This window comes from Dyadobacter sp. HNCC25DJ185 (assembly GCF_056895195.1).
Genome location: NZ_JBXHAR010000004.1, coordinates 571,793 through 592,984, shown reverse-complemented (window position 1 = coordinate 592,984; position 21,192 = coordinate 571,793). Strand labels below are relative to the sequence as shown.

General features: G+C 45.8%; 15 protein-coding genes and 1 pseudogene. 6 read left to right on the top strand and 10 right to left on the bottom strand.

Annotated elements, in window-relative coordinates:
• Positions 1-4: 4 nt before the first annotated feature.
• Positions 5-1,165, bottom strand: a complete 1,161-nt coding sequence (locus tag AC1XUF_RS14380; protein ID WP_483342491.1) for an NRAMP family divalent metal transporter — start codon at positions 1,163-1,165, stop codon at positions 5-7.
• 86 nt (positions 1,166-1,251) lie between these two features.
• Positions 1,252-5,001, bottom strand: a complete 3,750-nt coding sequence (locus AC1XUF_RS14375; RefSeq protein ID WP_483342490.1) for a hydantoinase B/oxoprolinase family protein — start codon at positions 4,999-5,001, stop codon at positions 1,252-1,254.
• 174 nt (positions 5,002-5,175) lie between these two features.
• Here AC1XUF_RS14375 and AC1XUF_RS14370 point away from each other — a divergent pair, with 174 nt between their 5' ends.
• On the top strand, positions 5,176-5,400 hold the full coding sequence (locus tag AC1XUF_RS14370) for a hypothetical protein (RefSeq protein WP_483342489.1): 225 nt from the start codon (positions 5,176-5,178) through the stop codon (positions 5,398-5,400).
• Positions 5,382-5,684: a type II toxin-antitoxin system RelE/ParE family toxin gene (locus tag AC1XUF_RS14365; protein WP_483342488.1), complete on the top strand. Its 303-nt coding sequence runs from the start codon at positions 5,382-5,384 to the stop codon at positions 5,682-5,684. Before AC1XUF_RS14370 ends, AC1XUF_RS14365 begins: the two co-directional genes overlap by 19 nt.
• On the opposite strand, the gene AC1XUF_RS14360 is transcribed toward AC1XUF_RS14365, so the two are convergent.
• The 4 genes and pseudogenes from AC1XUF_RS14360 to AC1XUF_RS14345 form a co-directional block, all read right to left on the bottom strand.
• Positions 5,685-6,563: a helix-turn-helix domain-containing protein gene (locus tag AC1XUF_RS14360; RefSeq protein ID WP_483342487.1), complete on the bottom strand. Its 879-nt coding sequence runs from the start codon at positions 6,561-6,563 to the stop codon at positions 5,685-5,687.
• Positions 6,564-6,644: 81 nt separating this feature from the next.
• Complete coding sequence (locus AC1XUF_RS14355) at positions 6,645-10,400, bottom strand: PVC-type heme-binding CxxCH protein (protein ID WP_483342486.1); 3,756 nt, start codon at positions 10,398-10,400, stop codon at positions 6,645-6,647.
• Positions 10,401-10,430: 30 nt separating this feature from the next.
• Positions 10,431-10,906: pseudogene (gene tnpA, locus AC1XUF_RS14350) on the bottom strand (IS200/IS605 family transposase).
• A 492-nt stretch (positions 10,907-11,398) separates the two neighbouring features.
• A complete protein-coding gene (locus tag AC1XUF_RS14345) occupies positions 11,399-12,523 on the bottom strand; it encodes a Gfo/Idh/MocA family protein (protein ID WP_483342485.1) in 1,125 nt (374 codons plus the stop codon).
• A gap of 240 nt (positions 12,524-12,763) precedes the next feature.
• On the opposite strand from AC1XUF_RS14345, the gene AC1XUF_RS14340 reads away from it, so the two are divergent.
• Positions 12,764-13,318, top strand: coding sequence for a GNAT family N-acetyltransferase (locus AC1XUF_RS14340; RefSeq protein ID WP_483342484.1), 555 nt, complete (start codon positions 12,764-12,766; stop codon positions 13,316-13,318).
• Between the two features lie 19 nt (positions 13,319-13,337).
• Positions 13,338-14,606 (top strand): acyltransferase family protein, encoded by a 1,269-nt coding sequence (locus AC1XUF_RS14335; protein ID WP_483342483.1) that lies wholly within the window; start codon positions 13,338-13,340, stop codon positions 14,604-14,606.
• A gap of 351 nt (positions 14,607-14,957) precedes the next feature.
• On the opposite strand, the gene AC1XUF_RS14330 is transcribed toward AC1XUF_RS14335, so the two are convergent.
• Positions 14,958-15,215 (bottom strand): hypothetical protein, encoded by a 258-nt coding sequence (locus tag AC1XUF_RS14330; RefSeq protein ID WP_483342482.1) that lies wholly within the window; start codon positions 15,213-15,215, stop codon positions 14,958-14,960.
• A 708-nt stretch (positions 15,216-15,923) separates the two neighbouring features.
• Between AC1XUF_RS14330 and AC1XUF_RS14325 the strand changes: the two genes are divergently transcribed.
• Entirely contained in the window at positions 15,924-17,084 is a 1,161-nt protein-coding gene (locus AC1XUF_RS14325) for an ATP-binding protein (protein ID WP_483342481.1), read from the top strand.
• Positions 17,085-17,131: 47 nt separating this feature from the next.
• On the opposite strand, the gene AC1XUF_RS14320 is transcribed toward AC1XUF_RS14325, so the two are convergent.
• Entirely contained in the window at positions 17,132-17,956 is an 825-nt protein-coding gene (locus AC1XUF_RS14320) for a sugar phosphate isomerase/epimerase family protein (protein WP_483342480.1), read from the bottom strand.
• Between the two features lie 175 nt (positions 17,957-18,131).
• Entirely contained in the window at positions 18,132-18,560 is a 429-nt protein-coding gene (locus AC1XUF_RS14315; RefSeq protein WP_483342479.1) for an META domain-containing protein, read from the bottom strand.
• Positions 18,561-18,821: 261 nt separating this feature from the next.
• Between AC1XUF_RS14315 and AC1XUF_RS14310 the strand changes: the two genes are divergently transcribed.
• Positions 18,822-19,682 carry an AraC family transcriptional regulator gene (locus tag AC1XUF_RS14310; RefSeq protein ID WP_483342478.1) on the top strand — a complete coding sequence of 287 codons (861 nt, stop codon included), beginning with the start codon at positions 18,822-18,824 and terminating at the stop codon, positions 19,680-19,682.
• Positions 19,683-19,749: 67 nt separating this feature from the next.
• Here AC1XUF_RS14310 and AC1XUF_RS14305 read toward each other — a convergent pair whose 3' ends face one another.
• The gene (locus AC1XUF_RS14305) at positions 19,750-21,189 is read right to left on the bottom strand and encodes a Gfo/Idh/MocA family protein (RefSeq protein ID WP_483342477.1); all 1,440 of its coding nucleotides are present in this window, start codon (positions 21,187-21,189) and stop codon (positions 19,750-19,752) included.
• Positions 21,190-21,192: the final 3 nt, after the last annotated feature.

Sequence of the window (21,192 nt, the reverse complement as noted above, 5' to 3'; positions counted from 1 at the left end):
AGTTTTAAAATAATCCGGCACCCATTATCGCCAAAATCAATACCACTCCCCAACCCGCAATTTGCAATGCCAGCGGATGTTTATAAGTGCCAACCAGCCTCGATTTACGACTTGCTACCAATAAAATTGATAATGCGACCGGCAAAACAAAACCATTTAATGTCCCGACAAACACCAGCACTTTTACCGGCTTGCCTACAAAAAGGAAAATGAGCGTAGAAACGGCGATGAAAGCGATGGTAACATAGGTATGGTATTTTTCGAGAAGCGGATGAAAGGATCTTAAAAATGAGACGGAGGTATAAGCCGCACCGACCACAGAAGTAATGGCCGCGCTCCAAATCATCAGCCCGAATAATTGCTTTCCAAAAGTACCCGCCGCATTTTCGAAAACCGAAGCGGTTGGATTTTCAGGATTGATATGGGCACCACCAACCACAATCCCCAAAGTTGCCAAAAACAGAAGGTACCGGATCACAGCAGTGACCAAAATCCCTGTCGAAGCACTTCGATTGACCTTTCCCAGATCTTTCTCGCCCTTCATCCCAGAATCCAGCAACCTATGCGCCCCGGCAAATGAAATATATCCTCCCACTGTTCCGCCGACTAAAGTCAGGGTGGCAATCGAATCAAATTTTTTTGGGATGAATGTGTGTTGGATCGCCTCGCCTAAAGGCGGGATGGTTATGTAAGCGACATAGATGATTAATGCGATCATGACGAAGCCGAGGATTTTGGCGAAACTGTCCATGGCTTTGCCGGCTTCTTTGAATGAGAAAATGGCGATTGCGATGGCTGCGCTTGTGACTGCTCCGATTTCTACTGAGACACCTGTCATGGCTTCGATGCCTAATCCCGCGCCGGCGACATTGCCGATGTTGAAGGCGAGCCCGCCGATCACGATCAGGAATGCAAGTAAGTAACCCAAGCCGGGAAATAATGCATTGGCGAGATCCTGAGCGTGTTTTCCGGAGACAGTGATGATTTGCCAGATGTTGAATTGGACGCAAAGGTCGATAATGACCGACAGCAAGATGATAAAGCCAAAGCTTGTTGTAAGCTGCTGGGTGAAGACAGTTGTCTGCGTCAGAAAGCCGGGGCCGACGGCTGAGGTTGCCATCAGGAATGCGGCTCCTAGGAGTGTTTTGGAGGTTTTGTTTGACATATTTTTGGCCACGGATGCACGAATGTCCACGAATGCATTCGCGGCCGCCGCTGCGGTGCTTCATTCGTGTATTCGTGGCATTTAGTTTAAATACCATAACCCCCGCCACCAGGAGTTTCAATAATCAGAATATCATCCTTTTGAACTTCCAGGCTGCATATACCGGGCAATGCCGTCACATGATCATGAGAAACGAGGGTATGCTCGCCGCACTCGCCGTCTTCGCCGCCATTCAATCCATAAGGCTCCTCTTTTCGGTGCTGTCCGAGCAGCGTCACCTGCAATGGTTCAAGAAACTGAATTTTCCGGATGATCCCATCGCCGCCGTTGAATTTTCCCTGTCCGCCCGAATTTTTACGAATACCGAATTCCAGTAAACGCACCGGATACTTGCGTTCCAGCTGTTCGGGATCTGTAATTCGAGTATTGGTCATGTGTTGGTGAACTGCTGAGCGACCATTAAAACCATTGCCGGCGCCGGTACCTCCGCCAATTGTTTCATAGTAGCCAAATTGGGTGTTCCCGAAAAGAAAATTATTCATGGTACCCTGGCTGCAAGCCGCAAGTCGAAATGCTTTTAGTAAGGTATCTACCAATCGCTGACTTACCTCCGTATTTCCGCCAACAACTGCCGGACATTTCAAAGGATCGTCAGAAAAATCAGGATGCAGGAAGCTATTTTCCGGCAGGAGGATCTCCACATTTTTCATTAACCCATCATTCAATGGAATTTCTTTATTGACAAGCAATCTTAAAACATACAATATAGCACTATAAAGAATTGATATATTCGCATTTAGATTGTTTGGATGGACTGGTGAAGTCCCAGTAAAATCGAAAACCTGTTTTTCGGTACTAACTGAAATTTTAACTTGAATCCGGTGCCCGTCGTCAAGGAATTCAGTTGCTTCAAATGTCTCGTTATGATAGGGTTCAAGTGCGTTTTTTAGCTGAATAATAGCGCTCTCTTTCAGTAAACCCATATATTTCTTAACCTCGGCCAAACCATGCGTTTTTACCAATGTCAACAACTGCTCACTCCCCTTTCTCAAAGCCGAAAGCGCCGCAATGATATCAGCTTCATTCGAAACAAAAGATCGGGTAGGATAGGGGCCTTCGCAGAATAATTTTCGCATTTCGTCCCACTGAAATTCACCGGCTTTTACCAAATACTGGGGTACGATCACAACTCCTTCCTCAGCCAGACAAGTTGCATCCGGCGGCATCGAACCAGGTGTTTTTCCACCGATCTCGGCGTGATGTGCGCGGTTGATGACGTATCCAATGCATGCGTTTTCATCTGTAAAAACACCCGAGATAAGTGTAATATCCGGTAAATGTGAACCGCCATATTTAGGGTGATTGGTAATCACAACATCTCCCGGGCCAATTTCAATCGCTTCCCGCACCAACCGGCCACAAATTCCCATACTTCCCAAATGCACCGGAATGTGCTGCGCATTGACCAATAATTCACCTTCCGCGTCGAGCAATGCGCACGAAAAATCCAGCCTTTCTTTGACATTGACGGAGAAAGCGGTACGCTGTAACTGCACGCCCATTTCCTCAGCAATCGCTTTAAAACGGTTTGTAAAAAGCTGCAATGCGACGGCTTCGCTGTGCTGCTCGCTGACTATCTTATGATCTTGTGTTTTGAAAATAATGGCATCCTGATTGTCCTGAATGATTAATTTCCAATTTTCAGGAATGTAGGAAGTGGAGGTATTGCTTAACAAAATGCCGGGACCTGAGATTTGGTCGCCGGGTTTGAGCAAATCCCATTCGTAGACATTTGCTGATGTGTAGTCCGCATCAGTTAGTAGGGGTGTTAATGTATTAATTGGGACAATTTCCTGTCCCTCTTTTCTGATATTTTCCAGTTTTGATTGAATTCCTTTCTCCTGCAATTTGAGTTTAAGACTTTCAAGCTCAACTATCAGATTGCTAGGATAATATCCAAATTGTGCCCGGTAAGCATTTTCAAAATCAGGAATAGTATTTTCGCCATTATAGTCAATTTCAATCGTGTTTTCCTGACCGGCAAAACGCAGAAAGCAAGTGCAAAAAGCGACTTCAAAACTTTCGACATTTTGAGTTCTTAGCGATTCTTCTGCAGTTACTGTTAATTCATTTTTCCAAATATCAATGTGGGCTTGTACATCATTCCAGGGAAGCAAAATTTGCTTGGAAACGATGGTACTTACCAATGCCTCTCCAATTCCGACTGCACTGAAAAGTCCGGCGTCGTAAGGGATGATTACTGAATTCATATTCAACAATTCAGCCAATTGGCAAGCATGTAAACCGCCTGCGCCTCCAAAAGCGATCAATGCGAATTCAGCGGGGTTAATGCCTTTTTCTATGGAAATTTTCCGGATTGCATCGGCCATTTTTTCGTTGGCGATCCTTTCCAAGCCTTTCAATAATTCGGTTGAGGTTAGTGTGTTTCCAGTTTTTTCAAATATGGAGTTGGTCAATTCATGAAGCTTCTTGATAGCTGTATTTTCGTTCACGGGTATGCCAAATTTGGAAGCATCGAGTTTTCCTAAAAGCAAGTTTACATCCGTGATTGTCAGCGGGCCGCCTGCTCCATAACAGGCTGGTCCGGGCGATGCTCCCGCACTTTCCGGCCCGACCTGCAATGAAAATCCGTCAAACCAGCAAACCGATCCCCCACCCGCCGCAACCGTTTCAATGGCAAGTGTGGGATTGTGGAATTCAATGCAGTCAATTTCGGTAATATATTTCAGCTCTGGTTCGCCATCGATCAATGCCGTGTCGGTACTCGTGCCGCCCATATCGAAAGTGATCGCTTTTTGAAATCCTAACCTTTTGGCGACATTAGCCGCAGCGATCATGCCGCCTGCCGGGCCGCTCAGCAGACTATCTTTCGCCCGGAAGCCACTTAAATCAGCCAGACTTCCTGTACTGGTCATCACTTTCAGACTTCCTTCTGGCAAACGGCTTTTTATATTGGACAAATATCTGTCCAGAATCGGATCCAGATAAGCGTTCACGACGGCCGTTTGCGTCCGGCGTAGATAATGTGAAAAAGGGAAGAGACTGGAAGACGCTGAAACATAGCGAACTCCGGATTCTCTCAGCGCGTCAGCAATTTCGAGCTCGTGATCAATGTTTTTGTAAGAATGCAAAAGCGAGACAGCTACTGACTCATAATCAGTATGTGATTCCTGATTTGAAAAGTCTAGTCGATGCAAGACATTTCCATCGGCGTCCAGCCTTTCGTGAATTTCCTCCACCCCGGTATAAAGCAACTTTGGATCGGGAATATTGAGCTGGAACAGCGAAGGTCGTTGCTGATTTCCAATGTAGAGCAGGTCTTTGAAACCTTTCGTAACCAACAAAAGCGTCTTGGCTCCCTTTCTTTCCAGCAATGCGTTGGTGCCTTTGGTGGTTCCAAGCCGCATTTCAATCGGGGGCAGCGGCTGATTTAGAGGTGTGTTCGTCAAAAGCCGTGCGGCAAGTATTGGCGCTTCTTCGCCGGTTGTTATTTCAAAATCAACAGGACCGTCGATTTCAAATGCTGTACTCAATGTTAGCTTACGTTCAGCAGCACTAACATTGAGAATCTTGCAACTTCCGTCCTGCCCCAGCAACCGAAAAGTATAACCATCCAAAAGCGCGTCATCAAAATCCCATTTCGCTTCAAAATCAAAAACGTTTGTCCCTAATTTGTTTATAATCCTTCCCCGCAGGCAGCTGGAACTTAGCACTTTAATTCTTGTCTTCTTGCCATGGGGATCAATCGCCAGACAGTCGGTGAAGGTTCCGCCAGTATCGATCCAGATTTGCCAGGGATTTGAGTGTCTTTGCAAGGTTGAGTTGGAATATTTATGCATTACAAGTTAAGGGCAAATTGGTCGATTTGAATGAAAAAAGGCAATTTTTATCACAAATGGAGATGGTCACACCGGCTATATTGCCAACCCTATTTTGTCATTTCAGAATGAAGAATGTATATTTAGAGTACGCTACTAAAAAATCTGGATATGGAAGTGAAGGAAAGAATTGTCAGCAAAATCAATCAAATTCAAGACGAATCAATTTTGTCGGAGTTGGAGATTTTCATATCCAATCTTGAAGAAAAACCTTATCCGCTAAGTGCAGAAATGATTGAGTCTCTGGAAAAGTCAGAAGATGATATCAAAAAAGGTAATTTAATACCTCACGAGCAAGTAATGCATGAAATGTCAGAATGGATAAACGGACGATAGTTTGGACCACCCGGGCCTCAAATGAAATACGTTCCATTCTTGAATTTTATGCAGAAAGAAATCAAAGCACGGTTTATTCCCGATGGCTTCTTAATGAGGTTAATTATCGGGTCAAGCTGATTCTTCAATTTCCCCGTATTGGTCGCCAGACAGAAAGGAGGGGAACATATCTATTCCCATTTCGTCACTACGGGATTATTTACAGATTTACGCACAGGCAGCTTTTCATATTGTCAATATGGGATTTCAGACAAAATCCGAATTTGAGAATAGATAGGCGCTGATCACCCCAATCCCTCAATAAACCCCTTCTGATACTCCCGCGGCGACAACCCTGTCGTCTTTTTGAAAACCCTGTTAAAATTAGTCACATTATCAAACCCCGTTTGATAGCTGACATCCGAAAAACCTTCGAATTTGCCGGAGAGGATGATTTTACATGCTTCGTTGATCCTTACTTCGTTGAGGAAGCCTATGAAGGTTTTGTCTGTGTGTTTCTTGAAATACCGGCAAAACGCCTGGGGGGTCAGGCTTGCGATTTCGGATATTTCGGCGAGGGTAATGTGTTTTTTGTAATGCGAGACCAGGTATTGAAAGATCCGGTCCATCCGGATACCTTCTACTTCTGAAATTCTGTGCTCGCTGCTGCTGGTTGCGAGGGGTTTCAGGTCGCGGGTGGTGCTGAAATGGTGCAGCAGGGATATGAAAGATGCAATGCGCTGGCTTTCTTTGGTTTGCATGACTTCCATGATCGATTTCTTGATCATATCCGAATCTGAACCCGGGATTTGGAATCCGTTGTGCAGGCCATTTACAAACCTTCGGATACCCGTCATTTCGGGCAGGCTCAGAATGTTTTGGGATAAATGCGCCGGGTCGAAAAAGATGGAAACGGAATGTATCTGCTTTTGTTCGGTACCGGTAAAATAGGATTCGTCGCTTTTGAAAATGTGGGATTGATTAGGGCCGATAATGTATACCTCGCCGCTTTCGAAACGCTGCATGTAATTGCCGGCAATGAGGATCCCGGAGCCTTCCATTACCCACTCGATTTGTACTTCTCGGTGACGGTGCAGGTGATTGTAATAATGCGGGAGAATGCTTTCCTGCACTACAACTGTACTTTCTTTCGGGACCGGAATTGTAAACTGTACAACTTTCATAGGAACAGAATTGCTCTTTTAAAACAAATAATCCCGGGCGCGTACTAGCGCCCAGGATTAGAAAGCAATTTTCGAAAACAATTATTTGCTGAGAACAGCTTGCTCTTTCACAACAGTCATTACCCCTTTCATCAATCGCCAGTGGCCCGGGAATGTGCAGACGAAAGGATAATCACCCACCACATCAGGCACCACGAATTTCAGACGGAATGTTTGGCCGGGATTTACCAAAGGAGTAGCAGCCAGGATCTGTGGAATGTTCGGTACATAATTTTTTTCCGCACCGTCTTTCGCAGTGATCATTTTATCCGCAGCAGCTCCGATGATCTCGTAAGATTTTGGTTTGCCAATCACTACATTATGCTGCATGGCATCCGGGTTTTCGAAAACCAGCTCGACGGTTTTTCCGGCTATTACTTTAAATTCAGTCACACTGAACTTCATTTCTTCGCGGATTGCCTTGATTTGTACAACTTGGACATTTGGATCTGTAGTCACTTCTTCTTTGATACCATACGATTCAAGAAATGGCGTCAGCTTGCTAGACATGTCGTCATTGATCTGCCCTTTTAACGAAGCAAGGAATTTGCGGCTCTCAGCGCTCGGCGTTTCCTTGCGTTTCGGGTTCCAGGCTCCCAGTACGCCTTTGATAATTGCATTTCGACCTTGTGGATCCAGCGTTTCTGCTGTTTTGATCAATCCAACCACATCATCTCCGCTTGCATAGGAAGTGTACCCCCTCGACGCGCGCTCCAAAGCAAAGTCAGACAGACGGTCCAGACGTTTCACTTCGAATGTTTTGCTCAAAGTATTGTTCTTCACTTCATCTTTTTCAGGAACAACATTGTCCACGTCAACCGTAGCCGTAACCGTTACTTTACCGGCCTCTTCCGAAACGAAGCCAAAACCAGACTTCCAGGGGCCGTTGTTACCTTCCACCAATTTTACAGTTTCGCCGGGAGCAATTCCATTGGTCAACTGACGGCTGATGTAATTGGTATTTAAAGCGCGACTTCTGATTCCAACATTCACGACTGGAACCAGTTCCTTAGGCACTGCGACGCTTCCCTGATTGGTAATTTCGATCACAACTCTCGCATACTCACGGACATAAGGTGTAGCCGGTTCAATGGTAATATTCGTAATCGCCAATTCCGCGGAACCTTGAACCGTTACTTTATTGGCGGCAGCCTGATTGTCATGGTTCATTGTTGAATGATCCATGGCTTTCGCAGTTTCCACCTTTTGAGCTGGTGCGGAACCTGCCTTACCTGCGCGTTGAGCCAGATATTTGTTTCGCAATGCACCGTCATGCGAGTTCAGGATTGCTGCAAATGCATCTGGCATCCAGCGATCGTCAGCTTGTGAATAAGAATCCAATAATGCTAGCACTGCGTTTTCAATTTCCGGAGTATATGGAATTTCAGAAAACGCGAGCAGCGCATTCAGGACTACCAGCGGCTCTTTGTCGTGAAGCGCATCCGCAGCCAGCAATGATTGAGCCGTGGCCGGAGTGCGTGGCAGAACCTGCACCGCAGTTTTGCGAACATCATTGGATGGATGTTTCAAAGCTTCTGTCACTACTGCCAAAACCTGCGGATCACCGATGGCATTCAAGCCCTGCAATGTCCAAAGTGCGTGAATTGCGGCAGTATTCAGGCCGATTTCATCAACGGATTTGTCTTTAACGAATTCCAATAATTTGGGGACAACATCTTTGTTTCCACGCTCTACCAGCAAACGCTGAGCATGACTGCGCCACAGCATGTTGTTGTTTTTCAATGTCGCAACCAGTTCGTCGGGACGATCTTTGCTTAATGTGATCGGCGTATACTTTGGAGCGTTTTTCCAGCCAATGCGGTAAAGCCGACCGTGGGTAAAATCACGCAGATCGGTTTGATAGGCATTTCCTTTTCCATTTTCTGATCCTTTTGGAGTCGGGTTATGCTGGATGATGTAGCTATACCAGTCGGCTACCCAAACTGCGCCGTCGGGACCTACCTCTGCAAAAACAGGTGCAACCCACTCGTCGGCACCAGCCAATAAGTTGAAACCCAGCGCATCTTCGAAATCAGTACCTTTTTTCGTGGCAATGTTCTGGTGCAAGATGTGGCCGGTTGGCTCGGAAACGAAGGCTATTCTATTCCAGTATTTCTTGGGATAGGCTCTTGCAGTGTAAAAATTATGGCCGGCTGCGGCAGTAAAACCTCCAAATACATCCACCTGACGCACTTTTGGCGTAATTGGCTGCATATCCTTGTGGGTGTCGGTGCTGCGGCTTCCGTTATCTACTTTGCTTTTACCAAAATAGCGGTTTGGGATCGCGGAATACCAGCCGTGCGAGTTATTAGCAGTAGATCCGAAAAGATCGCCAGCTTCATTGAAACCCAATCCCCAGGTATTATTGGAAGTTTTGGCAACAATCTCCATATCGGTACCATCAGGTTTGAACCGGAAAAGTGCCTGGCCAAAATCCAGCGAATCGCTTTTGCCAACTTTCCCTTTAAATCCTGAATATCCTACCGAACCATATACCCAGTTATCAAACCCATAATGCAGGTTAGAAGGACCAGCATGCGTATCACCAGTTCCGAAACCAGAGAAAAGGATTTTCTTCACATCCGCTTTGTCATCACCATTGGTATCTTGCAAAAACAACATATGCGGCGCCTGAGAGACGATTAATCCGCCATTTGCGAAAACCAAACCAGTCGGAATACTCAGATCGTCAGAGAACTTGGTGAATTTGTCAGCCTTGCCATCTTTATTGGTATCCTCGCAAATCAGAATGTAGTCGCTACCGCCGGTATCTTTTCTTTCGTTGGGATAATCTTTGGTAATCAATACAAATAGCCGTCCGCGCTCGTCCCAGGTCATTGCGATCGGGTGCATGACGTCAGGTTCGTGGGCGAAAACGTCTAATGTGAAATCAACCGGTATTTGGATGTGTTTTACAGATTCCTCCGGTGAAAGGGGTAGTTGCTGCATCTGAGGGCCAGGGCGTTGCTCGTAGTTTGGAAGTTTAGCTTCGCGATATTCAAATGGTTTTGGAGCAAGTGCGGCCAGAGCAGCTTTTGCATCATCATTCACAGCCCATAAAATCCCTTTTTCAATCAAATCCTGAAAACCTTGCACAGCCCAGGTACGCTCGTCGTGACCATACGCGGTGTAAAAAATGCGTCCTTTTCCGTGCGTTCTGACCCAGGTATAAGGTTCTTTCTGCACGCCAGGCTTATCTTTTTCCTGATCTTTTTGAATGGTACGCTCTGTCAAAACAATGTTATCGGGCTGCAATAGCGTATGCAGGTAAGTCTCGTCGATGGTTTTGAAGGGCTTAACACCGGCGATGGCAGGATGGTCAGGCTTGGTCCAGACAGGTTGAATGGTATCAAAAGTATGTCGCCAGAACTGGCCGCCCATCAGCTTTACTACCTCCGGATTGTTACGGAAACAGTAAGATGCGCAATGCACGGGGATAAAACCCTTTCCGCTTGCTACATAATCCAGCAATGCCTTGGCTTGCGGCGGAGCGATCGAATCCCAGTTTGCATATAACATTAATGCATCGTACTTGTTCAATGTCTCAGCATTAAGGTCGTTGAGATTGTCGGTATAAGTAAAGTTGAAGCCTTTCGGGCCTAATGCTGCCATGATTTGCGGCAGTCGCTCGGCGGGCTTGTGATGTCCGTTATCCCCTAAAAAGAGAATTTCCAGACGACGCCCTTTCGCAGCTTCCTTCGAAGAAGTGCTTTTCACCGACGCTTTTTGCGACGACGGCTGCGAGGCACATCCCAGCAGGACAATACCAAGAATAAAGGATAACGCTTTGGTTTTCATTGAATATTGGTTGTTTATTTCTCTAAAATCTTAATCCATCCATTCCAAAGTTTCCTGGAAATCGAATAAATAGTTCTCCTTATATTCGACTTCAAAGTCATTCAGCATTTTAATGTACTCTTCTCTGAAGGTCTTTGTTTTGTGATGTTCTTCTTGTTTTGCGATATAATTGATAACAGCACTTATCTGCGATTTGCTGTAACTGAAAGCGCCATATCCCTTCTGCCATGCAAATGTTTTCGATCCGAAATTCTCCTTGATGAATTTGTTTGAGGATGTTTTAATTTCTTCAACCAAATCGGGTAGCGGTGTTGCTGGGCTATATCCAATGAAAATGTGGATGTGGTCAGGTATTCCGTAATTGCCAAAGGTTTTGAATTTTTTGTAGAAATGATCCCGCTGATGTAAGCATACAGCCGGTCTTTCCATGCTTTTTGAATCAAACTTTCGCGACCTTTCACAGAAAAGATCATGTGCACATAGAGTTGTGTATAGGTATTTGCCATAATGTGTGGTTTTGTTTTGGTGCTACAAATCTTGCGTAGCTCTACAAGTCTTGCGGTGCTCTGCACCTTGTAAATTTTTTTGAACTAGCACTATTCTACAAGTCTTGCGGTGCTCTGCACCTTATGAATGTTTTGAACTAGCGTTGTTCTACAAATCTTGCGGTGCTCTGCACCTTATGAATGTTTTGAACTAGCGTTGTTCTACAAATCTTGCGGTGCTCTGCACCTTGTGAATTTTTTTGAACTAGCATTATTCTACAAATCTTGCGGTGCTCAGCACCTCATGAATGATAGAAACCATGTTACATTCTACAAATTTCATGGTGCTCCGCACCTGGCATTAAAAAGGGTGCAGAGCACCATAAGACTTGTAGAAAGGTCGACACCAGCATAAATTTTTAGGTGCAGCGCACCGGAACAATTCCCGCATCAACATTTATCTCAAACCTCCTCTTGAATGATTCAAAAAGATTATTTCGACTAATTCAAAAATCAAACATTCTTAAAATCCGGCAACTGAATCAACGCCCCGCCCTGCAACGCCGACTCATGCGCTAAAATCCCGACACTCGTCCAGTTCGCCGACTGCCAAGCATTTGGAAACGGATCACGATCCTCGATCAGTGCGCTGATAAACTCATGCGCCAAATGCGGGTGTGAACCGCCGTGGCCGCCGCCCTGTACGAAAGACAAATGCGCATTATCATCCAGATTGTAAACACCATGACCCGTAAATGCGCGGATTTCTTCAGGCAGATAATGTGCATAATCCGGCGTTTTTACTCTTTCAGGAATCTCATGTTCCGGCTTCTTAGCAGTATGGATCACCGGATCTTCACCTTCGATCAGCGGCCACTCAAATGACTTTTTGCTTCCGTAAACCTCAAAACTTTCCCGATACTGACGCGCTACATCGAACAACGAGCGATATACATAAGCAGATAAATCACTGTCTTTAAACTTGATATGCGCCGATTCTACTGCAAATGGAGAGTTATGAATTTTGGCAAGATCCTCGCTGATCGTTCCCGAACCAAAGCAGGAAACATATTCAGCTTCAAGCTTTAACAAACCAGCCACGGGGCCAACGCAATGCGTCGCGTAATGCATGGGAGGCAATCCAGGCCAGTAATCCGGCCAGCCTTCCATGTCCTGCTGGTGGCTTGCTTTCAGGAACTGCACCTTGCCAAGCTCACCTTTTTCATATAACTCTTTGACAAACAGGAATTCCCGGGCGTACACCACGGTTTCCATCATCATATATTTTTTGCCCGATTCTTTGGTAGCCTTCACAATTTCAATGCAATCCTCCACGCTGGTCGCCATGGGTACCGTACAAGCCACATGCTTTCCCGCGCGCAATGCTTTTAAAGTCTGCTCGGCGTGATTGGGGATCGGGGAGTTAATGTGCACCGCATCGACTAGCGGATCATTCAAAAGATCGTCGTAACTGGTATAGCGGACGTCGATTCCATACTGCTCGCCCACCGCGTTGAGTTTCGACTCGGTACGCTGGCAGATCGCGTACATATTGGCATTGGGATGTTGCTGGTAAATGGGGATGAATTCGGCTCCGAAGCCCAATCCGACGATCGCAACATTAATTTTTTGGGACATGCTACTAAAAAGGTTAATTGATTAAGTTAGTCAAAAGATTTGAGTATTCATTTGTTTGGGATTGATAATCAAAGAAAAACGAATACAATCGCCACCGCGAAGAACGGAGTTTGGCAATACAATTTTAAAGTAAAATAATGCTAAAAACTTGACGTCTTTTGATTAGTACTGACTTTATTTTGATCATCATATCAAACAATCGAAAGGTTTTCGGCAAAAAATAGACATAAAGATACAGTTATGATCAGGCCTGCTAAGCCAGAAGACGCCCCCGCCGCTGCACCTTTAATTATCCTGGCCATGGGACATATCGCCCTCACTTTCGCGCGGACCGATAATCCCGACGAAGCCGCACCGTTTTTCGAGTCTTTTTTTGAAAAAGAAGGAAATCAATACAGTTATGCAAATACATTGGTTTTTGAGGATGCCGGCAACGTAATTGGTGCTATCACAGGCTACGACGGCGCAAAATTGCGTGAATTAAGGCAGCCCGTCCTGGACGCCGTGCGGAAATCTGACCCGGATTTCAAGCTTGGAGACGAAACCGAGGCCGGGGAATACTACATTGATTGTCTGGCGGTAGATCCGGCGCATCAGGGAAAAGGAATAGCCGGAAAATTGATCCATGCATTGTGCGACCGGGCGGCTGCGCTGGGGAATGCGCGGGTAGGATTGATTGTTGACAAGGTTAATCCCAAAGCCAAAGAATTGTATGAAAAAGCCGGTTTTGAGGTCGTAGGAGAAAAGGATTTTGTGGGGCACAGGTACTATCACATGGTCCGCCAAGTATTATAGCAAATTGAATTTCCGCATTATGAAACAAAGACTGGTGTCGCTCGATGTCCTCCGCGGACTGACCATGATCCTGATGACCATCGTGAACAATCCCGGCGATTGGGATCACGTGTATGCGCCCCTGTTACATGCCGAGTGGCACGGCTGCACGCCCACCGATCTGGTTTTCCCGACATTCCTTTTTATTGTCGGGGTATCGGTCGTGCTGGCTTCCGTGCAAAGCGTTAGCGACGGCATTGTGCTGCAAAGGATCGTGACCCGAACATTGCGGATTTTCTGTTTGGGACTTTTTCTGAGCTTTTTCAGCCGCATCCATTTTGCTGGTCTGGAAGACGCGGCATTGCTGGCTTTCCGGCTGGCGATCACGGCGGTTGTGGTCGTCGCTTTATTTGGGGATTATAACAGAAGTTATCAGTTCTGGGTCGCTCTCTCGATGTTCATAGTCATGCTAATCCTCGCTTTCGGCGGGTTTAAAGATTTTGAAACCGTCAGGATACCAGGTGTTTTACAGCGCATTGCGGTCGTTTATCTGATCGTCTCGTTGCTTTATTGGCGGACCAGTTGGACAACACAAACGATTTTCGGTATTGTAGTTCTGCTGATTTATTGGGCGATTATGACACTAATCCCGGTACCAGGAATCGGCGAAGCAAGTCTTGAAAAAGGGACAAACCTGGCTGCCTGGCTGGATAATTTGCTCTTGCCCGGACACCTTTGGGCCACTTCCAAAACCTGGGATCCGGAGGGAATTTTGAGCACATTGCCAGCAATTGGCACCGGAATTGCCGGTTTGCTTACAGGTAAACTTTTGCGCTCTAACTTGCCGAAACCCCGGAAGGCTTTCTATCTGTTTGCAGGAGGTTTAGGCGGTGTGATCGTCGGTTATCTCTGGAATTTTGTTTTTCCTCTCAACAAAGCGCTTTGGACCAGTTCCTTCGTGCTCTACGCCGCTGGCTGGGCACTGCTTTGTCTGGCTCTTTTGTTTTATGTTATTGATATTAAAGGTTTTAAAGGCTGGACGACATTTTTCGTCATGTTTGGGATAAATCCAATGGTCGTCTTTTTCTTTTCGGGCATCCTGATCCGCATTTTGAATGTCGTGAAAGTGGCCAACCCGGCTAATCCGTCCGAGGAACTGAATCTTGTTCCATACCTGTACAAATATCAAATTGTGCCAAGGTTTGAAAGTCCGTACAATGCTTCGCTGGTTTATGCGCTGCTTTATTTATTGTTGTGGACGCTTATTTTGGTGGTGCTTTATCGGCGGAGGCTGGTTTTTAAGGTTTGAGGTAAACGAGTGAAAATGTCACGGTGCTCTGCACCTTGCGATTTTACACTAATTGTCTTTGCTACAAGTCTTGTGGTGCTCTGCACCTCGCGATTCTGCACTAATTGTTTTTGCTGCAAGTCTCATAGTGCTCTGCACCTTACGATTCTGTACTAATTGTTTTGCTGTAAGTCTTATGGTGCTCTGCACCTTACGATTCTGCACTAATTGTTTTTGCTGCAAGTCTTATGATGCTCTGCACCCGAGAATTTAAATCTTGAAGAGGTGCGGAGCACCACAAGACTTGTAGAATTTTAATAATGACCTATCTCAAAAAGGTGCAGCGCACCGTAACATTTTTTTTCCCAAAGATCAAATGCCGCAGTGCCTAGCCAATTTTGCTATGAATGTCGCCGTCCGGAGATTGTTTACAATATGTACCCGCATTTCCGGCGTCACCCGGGCTAGATTTTCTGTAAAAAGAAAGTTCTCCACCATTACATGAAGCGATTCGATCATTTCGGCTGCTGAGTCTCTTTTGAAAAATTCTCCAACAATGTTCGTTTGGTTCAATGATGCCTGTTCAGCAGCGCCAGATTGTTGTGATTTTGAATCTTGGTGATTGTTCATAGTTTTGTGAAAGTTTAATTGTAATTGATTGAACTGAACCCGGATGTAATGTTTTCGAGACCTACGCCGGGTTTTTTCTTTATTTTGTTTTGTGCATTTTTCCAACAATTCTGATTCAAAAAAATTACTTTGGAGTGTATTTGATAAGAGTCTGTATCTCTATATCTCCAAACTCAGAAAGGATTTCCTTCATTCTTGCGTGTGAGATACCTCTTTTGTGAGTGAAATCTCTCCAAGCGTAAGTCAGTTTACCTCTCTTTACTTCGGCTGGCAACGATGGATAAATGTTTGTAAGCCACCATTTGAAAGCCTCCTCCATGGAAGTAAAAGTTTTCATTAAGGCAAAGATAGTTTTTGTTCAGATTTCCAACAAATGAGAGTTTGATTTTGTTGATTAATTTTTACTTCGATTTTTCTTCGGAAAGTAGAGCCAGAGGCTCAGCCGATTTCCTAACCCCGGGTTTCAACCCGGGGTAGGCGTGACTTAGGACTCAGACGCTTGGCCGATGTCGCCGGATACGCTGATTGGCATCTTACTCCTTGGCTCTACGGATTGAAATCCGAAGTTAAGATATCGGTCGAGCCTCTGGCTCTTATTAATGGCACTATCTAAGAATCGCAATGAACTGTAAATCAGTGCAATACCTATGAACTGGAAAAATATGGAATCAGATTCCATATTTTTCCAGTTTTGACTAAATTTGACTTATGATAAAGCGATACGCAGCTCCAAAAATAACCCAATTGGCAAGTGTATTTAAATCGGTGGCGGTGACAGGGCCTCGCCAATCCGGGAAAACGACGCTTGTAAAAAGTCTGTTTCCTGACAAAACTTATTTGTCTCTTGAAAATCCCGATACACGCCGATTTGCTTTGGAAGATCCAAGAGGGTTTTTAAGCAGATATGAGGCAGGGGCAATTTTTGACGAGGTCCAGCGAACGCCGGAGCTGTTCTCCTATTTGCAGGAAATGCTGGATGAATCGCCTGAACCTGGCAGGTTTATACTTACCGGTTCCAATAACTTTCAGCTTCAGCAAAACATTTCACAAACCCTGGCCGGACGTGTCGCAATTCTGAACCTGCTTCCTTTCAGTGTCGAAGAGCTTTTTGGAGATCAGCAAAAGGCGCCTGATGAAAATGAACTGATCGTAAAAGGACTTTATCCGCCTATCTACGATCCGGGAATTCCGCCACAAGACTGGTTTCCCAACTACCTGCGTACATACATAGACAGGGATGTACGGCAGATTAAAAATATCACTGATCTGATCGTTTTCGAGCGCTTCATTCGTCTTTTGGCTGGAAGAACAGGTCAGGAACTAAATCTGACTTCGCTGGCCGTCGATACTGGCGTAGATACGAAAACGGTGCAGTCGTGGATAGGGGTTTTGGAAAGCAGTTACATTATTTACTTGCTCAGGCCCCACTTCAAAAATTTTAACAAAACCCTTGTTAAGCGCCCCAAAATCTATTTTTACGATACAGGATTGGTTTGCTCGCTGCTCGGCATCACCAGCGCGGATCAATTGACACTCCATCCTTTGAGAGGCAGCTTGTTTGAATGTTTGATTGTCACAGAGCTTTTGAAAAAGCGAACGAACGACGGAAAGCCGGTTAACCTCTACTACTGGCGCGACAAAACCGGTCATGAAGTCGACGTAGTGGTTGATAACGGACTTTCATTATTGCCCATCGAGATTAAAGCCGGAAAAACGATCAACGGTGAATTTTTCAAAAGCATTCTATATTGGAACAAGCTCAGCGGCGAACAAAAAGGATATATCGTTTATGCAGGCAATCAAGAAGAAGAGCGATCGAACGGAGTCAGCGTAATCAATTGGTTCGACATGGCAAAAAGAGATATTTAATAGAGATAGGGAGTAGCCGGTGATAACACACCGGCTACTCCCTGTTTTCAAACATTCGCCTTAATAAACCCCAGCCCATCCCGCATCAGCTGCTCCTCGGAATCAAACATCTTCCTCCATATATTAGCCACCGGCAGCTTAGGACTAAAAGCCTCGATGCTCAGCCAGCCGTCATATTTAATATCCTTAATCGCCTTAAAAACTCCTTCCCAATCCACATTTCCCTTTCCGGGCGTGGAGCGGTCGTTTTCTGAAAGCTGGATGAAGCTGATCTGGTTTGCGGCTTTGCGGATGGCGTCGCCGATGTTTTTTTCTTCGATGTTGGCGTGGAAAGTGTCGAACATGATTTTGCAGTTCGGATGGTTAATCTCGTTTACAAATCGCATCAATTCGTCGGTGCAGCTGGTTAGATACAGCTCGAAGCGGTTCAGGTATTCGAGGCCCAATGTGATGTCCAGGGATTCGGCGTAATCTGCTACTTCCCGGATTCCTTCTACGCCCCACTGCCATTCGTCGGCTGTGGCAGGCTGCCCGGTAAAAACGCCCAAAGCCGAGTGGAATGGACCCATTAATTTGGTGGCGCCCAAAACGAGGGAGCAGTCCAGTGCACTTTTCAAATGTTCGATCGTGTGCCTTCTCATCGCGGGATCGCGGCTGATCAGGTTTTGGTCCGGGCCGCAGATGGTGTCTGTTTCGCAGGCCAGACCCAGGCTGTCCAGCTTTTTCCGGAAGTTGAACCAATGTTCGGGATTGGTATTAAATATCGGCACTTCGACGCCGTCAAAACCTATTTCTTTGATCAGCTCCAATGTTGGAAAAAGGCTGTCGTCAATTTCAGTCCCCCACAAAAGGAGGTTCATACTATATTTCATCAATCAGGATTTTTAAACTGTAAAGTAGCTAGGCAAGTAATATCCGTACAATTTTACAGTAAAAAAATACCCTTTGTTTGATGCGATTTGACGAGTACTGATTTGATCTTGATATGCATAAAAAAGCAGTTCCGGTCCGCTGACCAGAACTGCTCCCGAAAATTGCGATGTAATGTTACTTCGCCCGGCTGAAAATCAGCTGATTGTTGTTTTCATAATAAAGGATAAGCCGATCAGCTTTCAGATCATATAAGTTGACATTCGGCAGCGCATTTACAAAAAGGTTACCCCAACTGGTCTCAGCTCTTTCAGTCCCGCCGCCGCCGATCTGGATCGTGTTCTGCTGGGCGGTTTCATAAAAACCTGTCAGAAGGTTGCTGGAAGATGTTCCTTCAAGTTCACCCTTATCTTTAAAGATCAGACTTACATTCATTTGCCCCTTGGCCGGAGCCGGCTTTTTAATGGTGATGTTATCCTGCACGATGCTTTCCAATTCCCACTTGCCGGTGAGCTCCATATTACTGTTGATTGTGGTTGTTTTTCCACAGCTGGACAACATCAAAAACAGCAGCAACGATACTGCCGGAAGTGCAAAGCTTTTCATAATGTTAAAAAACTAATAGAGTAACGAAATGAGGACATGGTGTCAAAATAAATGGTTGCAAGTGCGACTTGCGGTAGCATAATATTTCAAATATTATGCCATTTGCAAAAGCTTCGGTTAGCATAAATTACAACGCTCGGCAGACGCTAATCGTTTACCGCTTGCTAAATGAATTTCCAGGAAGAAAAATGGTTCAGTAACCGTATTTTGATGTTAAATTTACTGACCCTTAACGTTCAGTGGTAAAATTCAGGAGCTTGTATGAAGGCACCCATTCATAAAAATATCGAAAGTCAGGTGCGAACCGTCACCGTTCAGGAACTTCGCGCACCTCATTTTGACCCTAATTGGCATTTCCATCCACATTATCAATTGTTTACAGTTTTGGAAGGCACCGGCAAGCGGTTGATCGGCGATTCTGTGCAAACTTTTGAGCCCGGAGATACCGTTTTTCTAGGCCCCGACGTACCGCATTTATGGCGCAGCGACCCGGCATATTTTGACCAGTCGTCCACATTGACGACCCACGGAATTGTGCTCTATTTTCAGGAAGATTTTTTAGGTAAAGATTTTCTGGAAAAACCTGAAATGCTGGCACTCCGCCAGCTGCTGCTCGACTCCAAAAGAGGCATCGAATACAAAGGCGAACTCCGCGAACATATCCGTCAGGAACTGATGTCGCTCACGCATACCGAAGGTTTTAAAAGCATTCTGCAACTCCTCACGCTGCTGGATAAACTGGCCCACGAAACCGGCGGCAGCCCGATTTCGAGTTACGGATATGTGAATACCTACAAAGTTTCGGAAACCGAGCGAATGCAAAAAGTGCACAATTACGTTCTGCAGCATTTTTACCAGGAGATCAGGCTAGGCGATGTCGCCTCACTCGCCGGGATGACGGAAGCTGCTTTTTGCCGGTATTTCAAAGCCAGGGCCAATAAGACATTCATCGATTTTGTAAACGAAATCCGCATCGGACATTCGTGCAAATTATTGCTGGAAGATAAATGGACCATCGCCCAGATTGCCTACGACAGCGGGTTCGATTCGCTGTCCAACTTCAATCGGAATTTTAAAAAATACATTGGTCAAACTCCGCGAGAGTATAAAGGGAATTACTAACAACCTATAAATGAAAAACCCGACAAGTCTTCAAGGCTCGTCGGGTTTTTGTTTGAATGTCAGTTGCTTAACCTTTTACATAATTCGTACCATAAGGTGCGCGCTGCGGACGAGAGAGCATGGCACTCGCCTCTTTATCATTGATAAAATCTTCTTTCTTAGGGTCCCATTTCAATTTCCGGCCCAGTTTCATGGCAGTATGTGCAAGCAAGCAGGCCGTACAAGAGCGCTGCGCAATTTCTGCATGACTGATGGTTTGTTTTCCACTTTGGATGCTTTCAATCCAGTTCCGGTGCTGCTCTGGACTTTCGTAAAGATGTATTTCGTTTTCTCCAATCACTGAACCGAGAATTTTGGCATCGCTCGCATAAAATGCCTCATTTTTCGCGGCAGTAGTAGCTGCAACCGGGTCAGAAGCCGTCACGCCGACATTCCCGCGGGAAACGAAAATCCAGCCTTCGGTACCTTCAAATTTGATCCCGTTCGGATTCGTGCCGCCAATTTCCATTTCAACTCCATTTGCATATTTGGCATTGACCAGAAAATCACCGTGCACGTCCCACAATCCCGATCCTTTTGCCGGAAATGTGGCTTTACCTTCAATTTCAATCGGTCCGGTCAGTTCAGTATCCATGCCCCAGTGCGCAATGTCAATGTGGTGCGAACCCCAGCCGGTGATCATTCCAGCACCGAACTGCTCTAAACGCAGCCACCCCGGACGCTCGTTCAACATATCCGTCTGAGAATGCACGCGGTCTTTGGTATAATAAATTTCCGGTGTCGAGCCGAGCCACATGTTGTAGTTCAAATTCGGTGGTACCGGCATTTCTGTCGTGATCCCGCCAGCAGGGTCGCCGGGCAGACCAACATATACCTTTTTCAATTTCCCGATCCGGCCATTTCTCACCAACTCACAAGTCCTCTTGAACTGCGGCCAGGGCGAAATCGAGCGCTGCTGACTTCCCAGTTGGAAAATCACTTTCTTCTTGATAATCGTATTCGCCATCATCCTGCCTTCCTTGATCGTCAGTGAAGTCGGTTTTTGCATATAAATGTGCTTCCCTGCGATGGCGGCCTCCATCGCTGGCTGTGCGTGCCAGTGGTCGGGCGTGCTGATGATCACCGCGTCAATGTCTTTCCGGGCCAGAATCTCGTGATAATCGTCAAAGGTTTTCACTTCCAGATAGTTCTCCTTCCCGGTGCGCTCTGCATACTTTTTCTCGATCCAGACTTTACCATTGGCAAGCCGGTTTTTGTCCAGATCCGCCACGGCGATCACATGCGCAGCTTCATTTTTAATTACTTCCGGCAAATCGTGCGACGAGCCGATACGGCCAAAGCCGATCTGCCCAATGTTGATTTTGTTGCTAGGCGCATTTTTTCCAAAAACGCTGGCAGGAACAATCGTGGGGAACATGGAAGCTGCGATAATTCCGGCGGTACCGGTGGCAGCTTTCTTGATAAAGGACCGTCTGTCCTGGCTGTTTTCTTGCTGAATGTCTTTCATTGG

Bases quoted from the DNA above. Each gene is read 5' to 3' on its own strand.
- AC1XUF_RS14380 (WP_483342491.1), bottom strand. From the start codon at position 1,165: ATGTCAAACAAAACCTCCAAAACACTCCTAGGAGCCGCATTCCTGATG.
- AC1XUF_RS14370 (WP_483342489.1), top strand. From the start codon at position 5,176: ATGGAAGTGAAGGAAAGAATTGTCAGCAAAATCAATCAAATTCAAGAC.
- AC1XUF_RS14365 (WP_483342488.1), top strand. From the start codon at position 5,382: ATGGATAAACGGACGATAGTTTGGACCACCCGGGCCTCAAATGAAATA.
- AC1XUF_RS14360 (WP_483342487.1), bottom strand. From the start codon at position 6,563: ATGAAAGTTGTACAGTTTACAATTCCGGTCCCGAAAGAAAGTACAGTT.
- AC1XUF_RS14355 (WP_483342486.1), bottom strand. From the start codon at position 10,400: ATGAAAACCAAAGCGTTATCCTTTATTCTTGGTATTGTCCTGCTGGGA.
- AC1XUF_RS14345 (WP_483342485.1), bottom strand. From the start codon at position 12,523: ATGTCCCAAAAAATTAATGTTGCGATCGTCGGATTGGGCTTCGGAGCC.
- AC1XUF_RS14340 (WP_483342484.1), top strand. From the start codon at position 12,764: ATGATCAGGCCTGCTAAGCCAGAAGACGCCCCCGCCGCTGCACCTTTA.
- AC1XUF_RS14335 (WP_483342483.1), top strand. From the start codon at position 13,338: ATGAAACAAAGACTGGTGTCGCTCGATGTCCTCCGCGGACTGACCATG.
- AC1XUF_RS14330 (WP_483342482.1), bottom strand. From the start codon at position 15,215: ATGAACAATCACCAAGATTCAAAATCACAACAATCTGGCGCTGCTGAA.
- AC1XUF_RS14325 (WP_483342481.1), top strand. From the start codon at position 15,924: ATGATAAAGCGATACGCAGCTCCAAAAATAACCCAATTGGCAAGTGTA.
- AC1XUF_RS14320 (WP_483342480.1), bottom strand. From the start codon at position 17,956: ATGAAATATAGTATGAACCTCCTTTTGTGGGGGACTGAAATTGACGAC.
- AC1XUF_RS14315 (WP_483342479.1), bottom strand. From the start codon at position 18,560: ATGAAAAGCTTTGCACTTCCGGCAGTATCGTTGCTGCTGTTTTTGATG.
- AC1XUF_RS14310 (WP_483342478.1), top strand. From the start codon at position 18,822: ATGAAGGCACCCATTCATAAAAATATCGAAAGTCAGGTGCGAACCGTC.
- AC1XUF_RS14305 (WP_483342477.1), bottom strand. From the start codon at position 21,189: ATGAAAGACATTCAGCAAGAAAACAGCCAGGACAGACGGTCCTTTATC.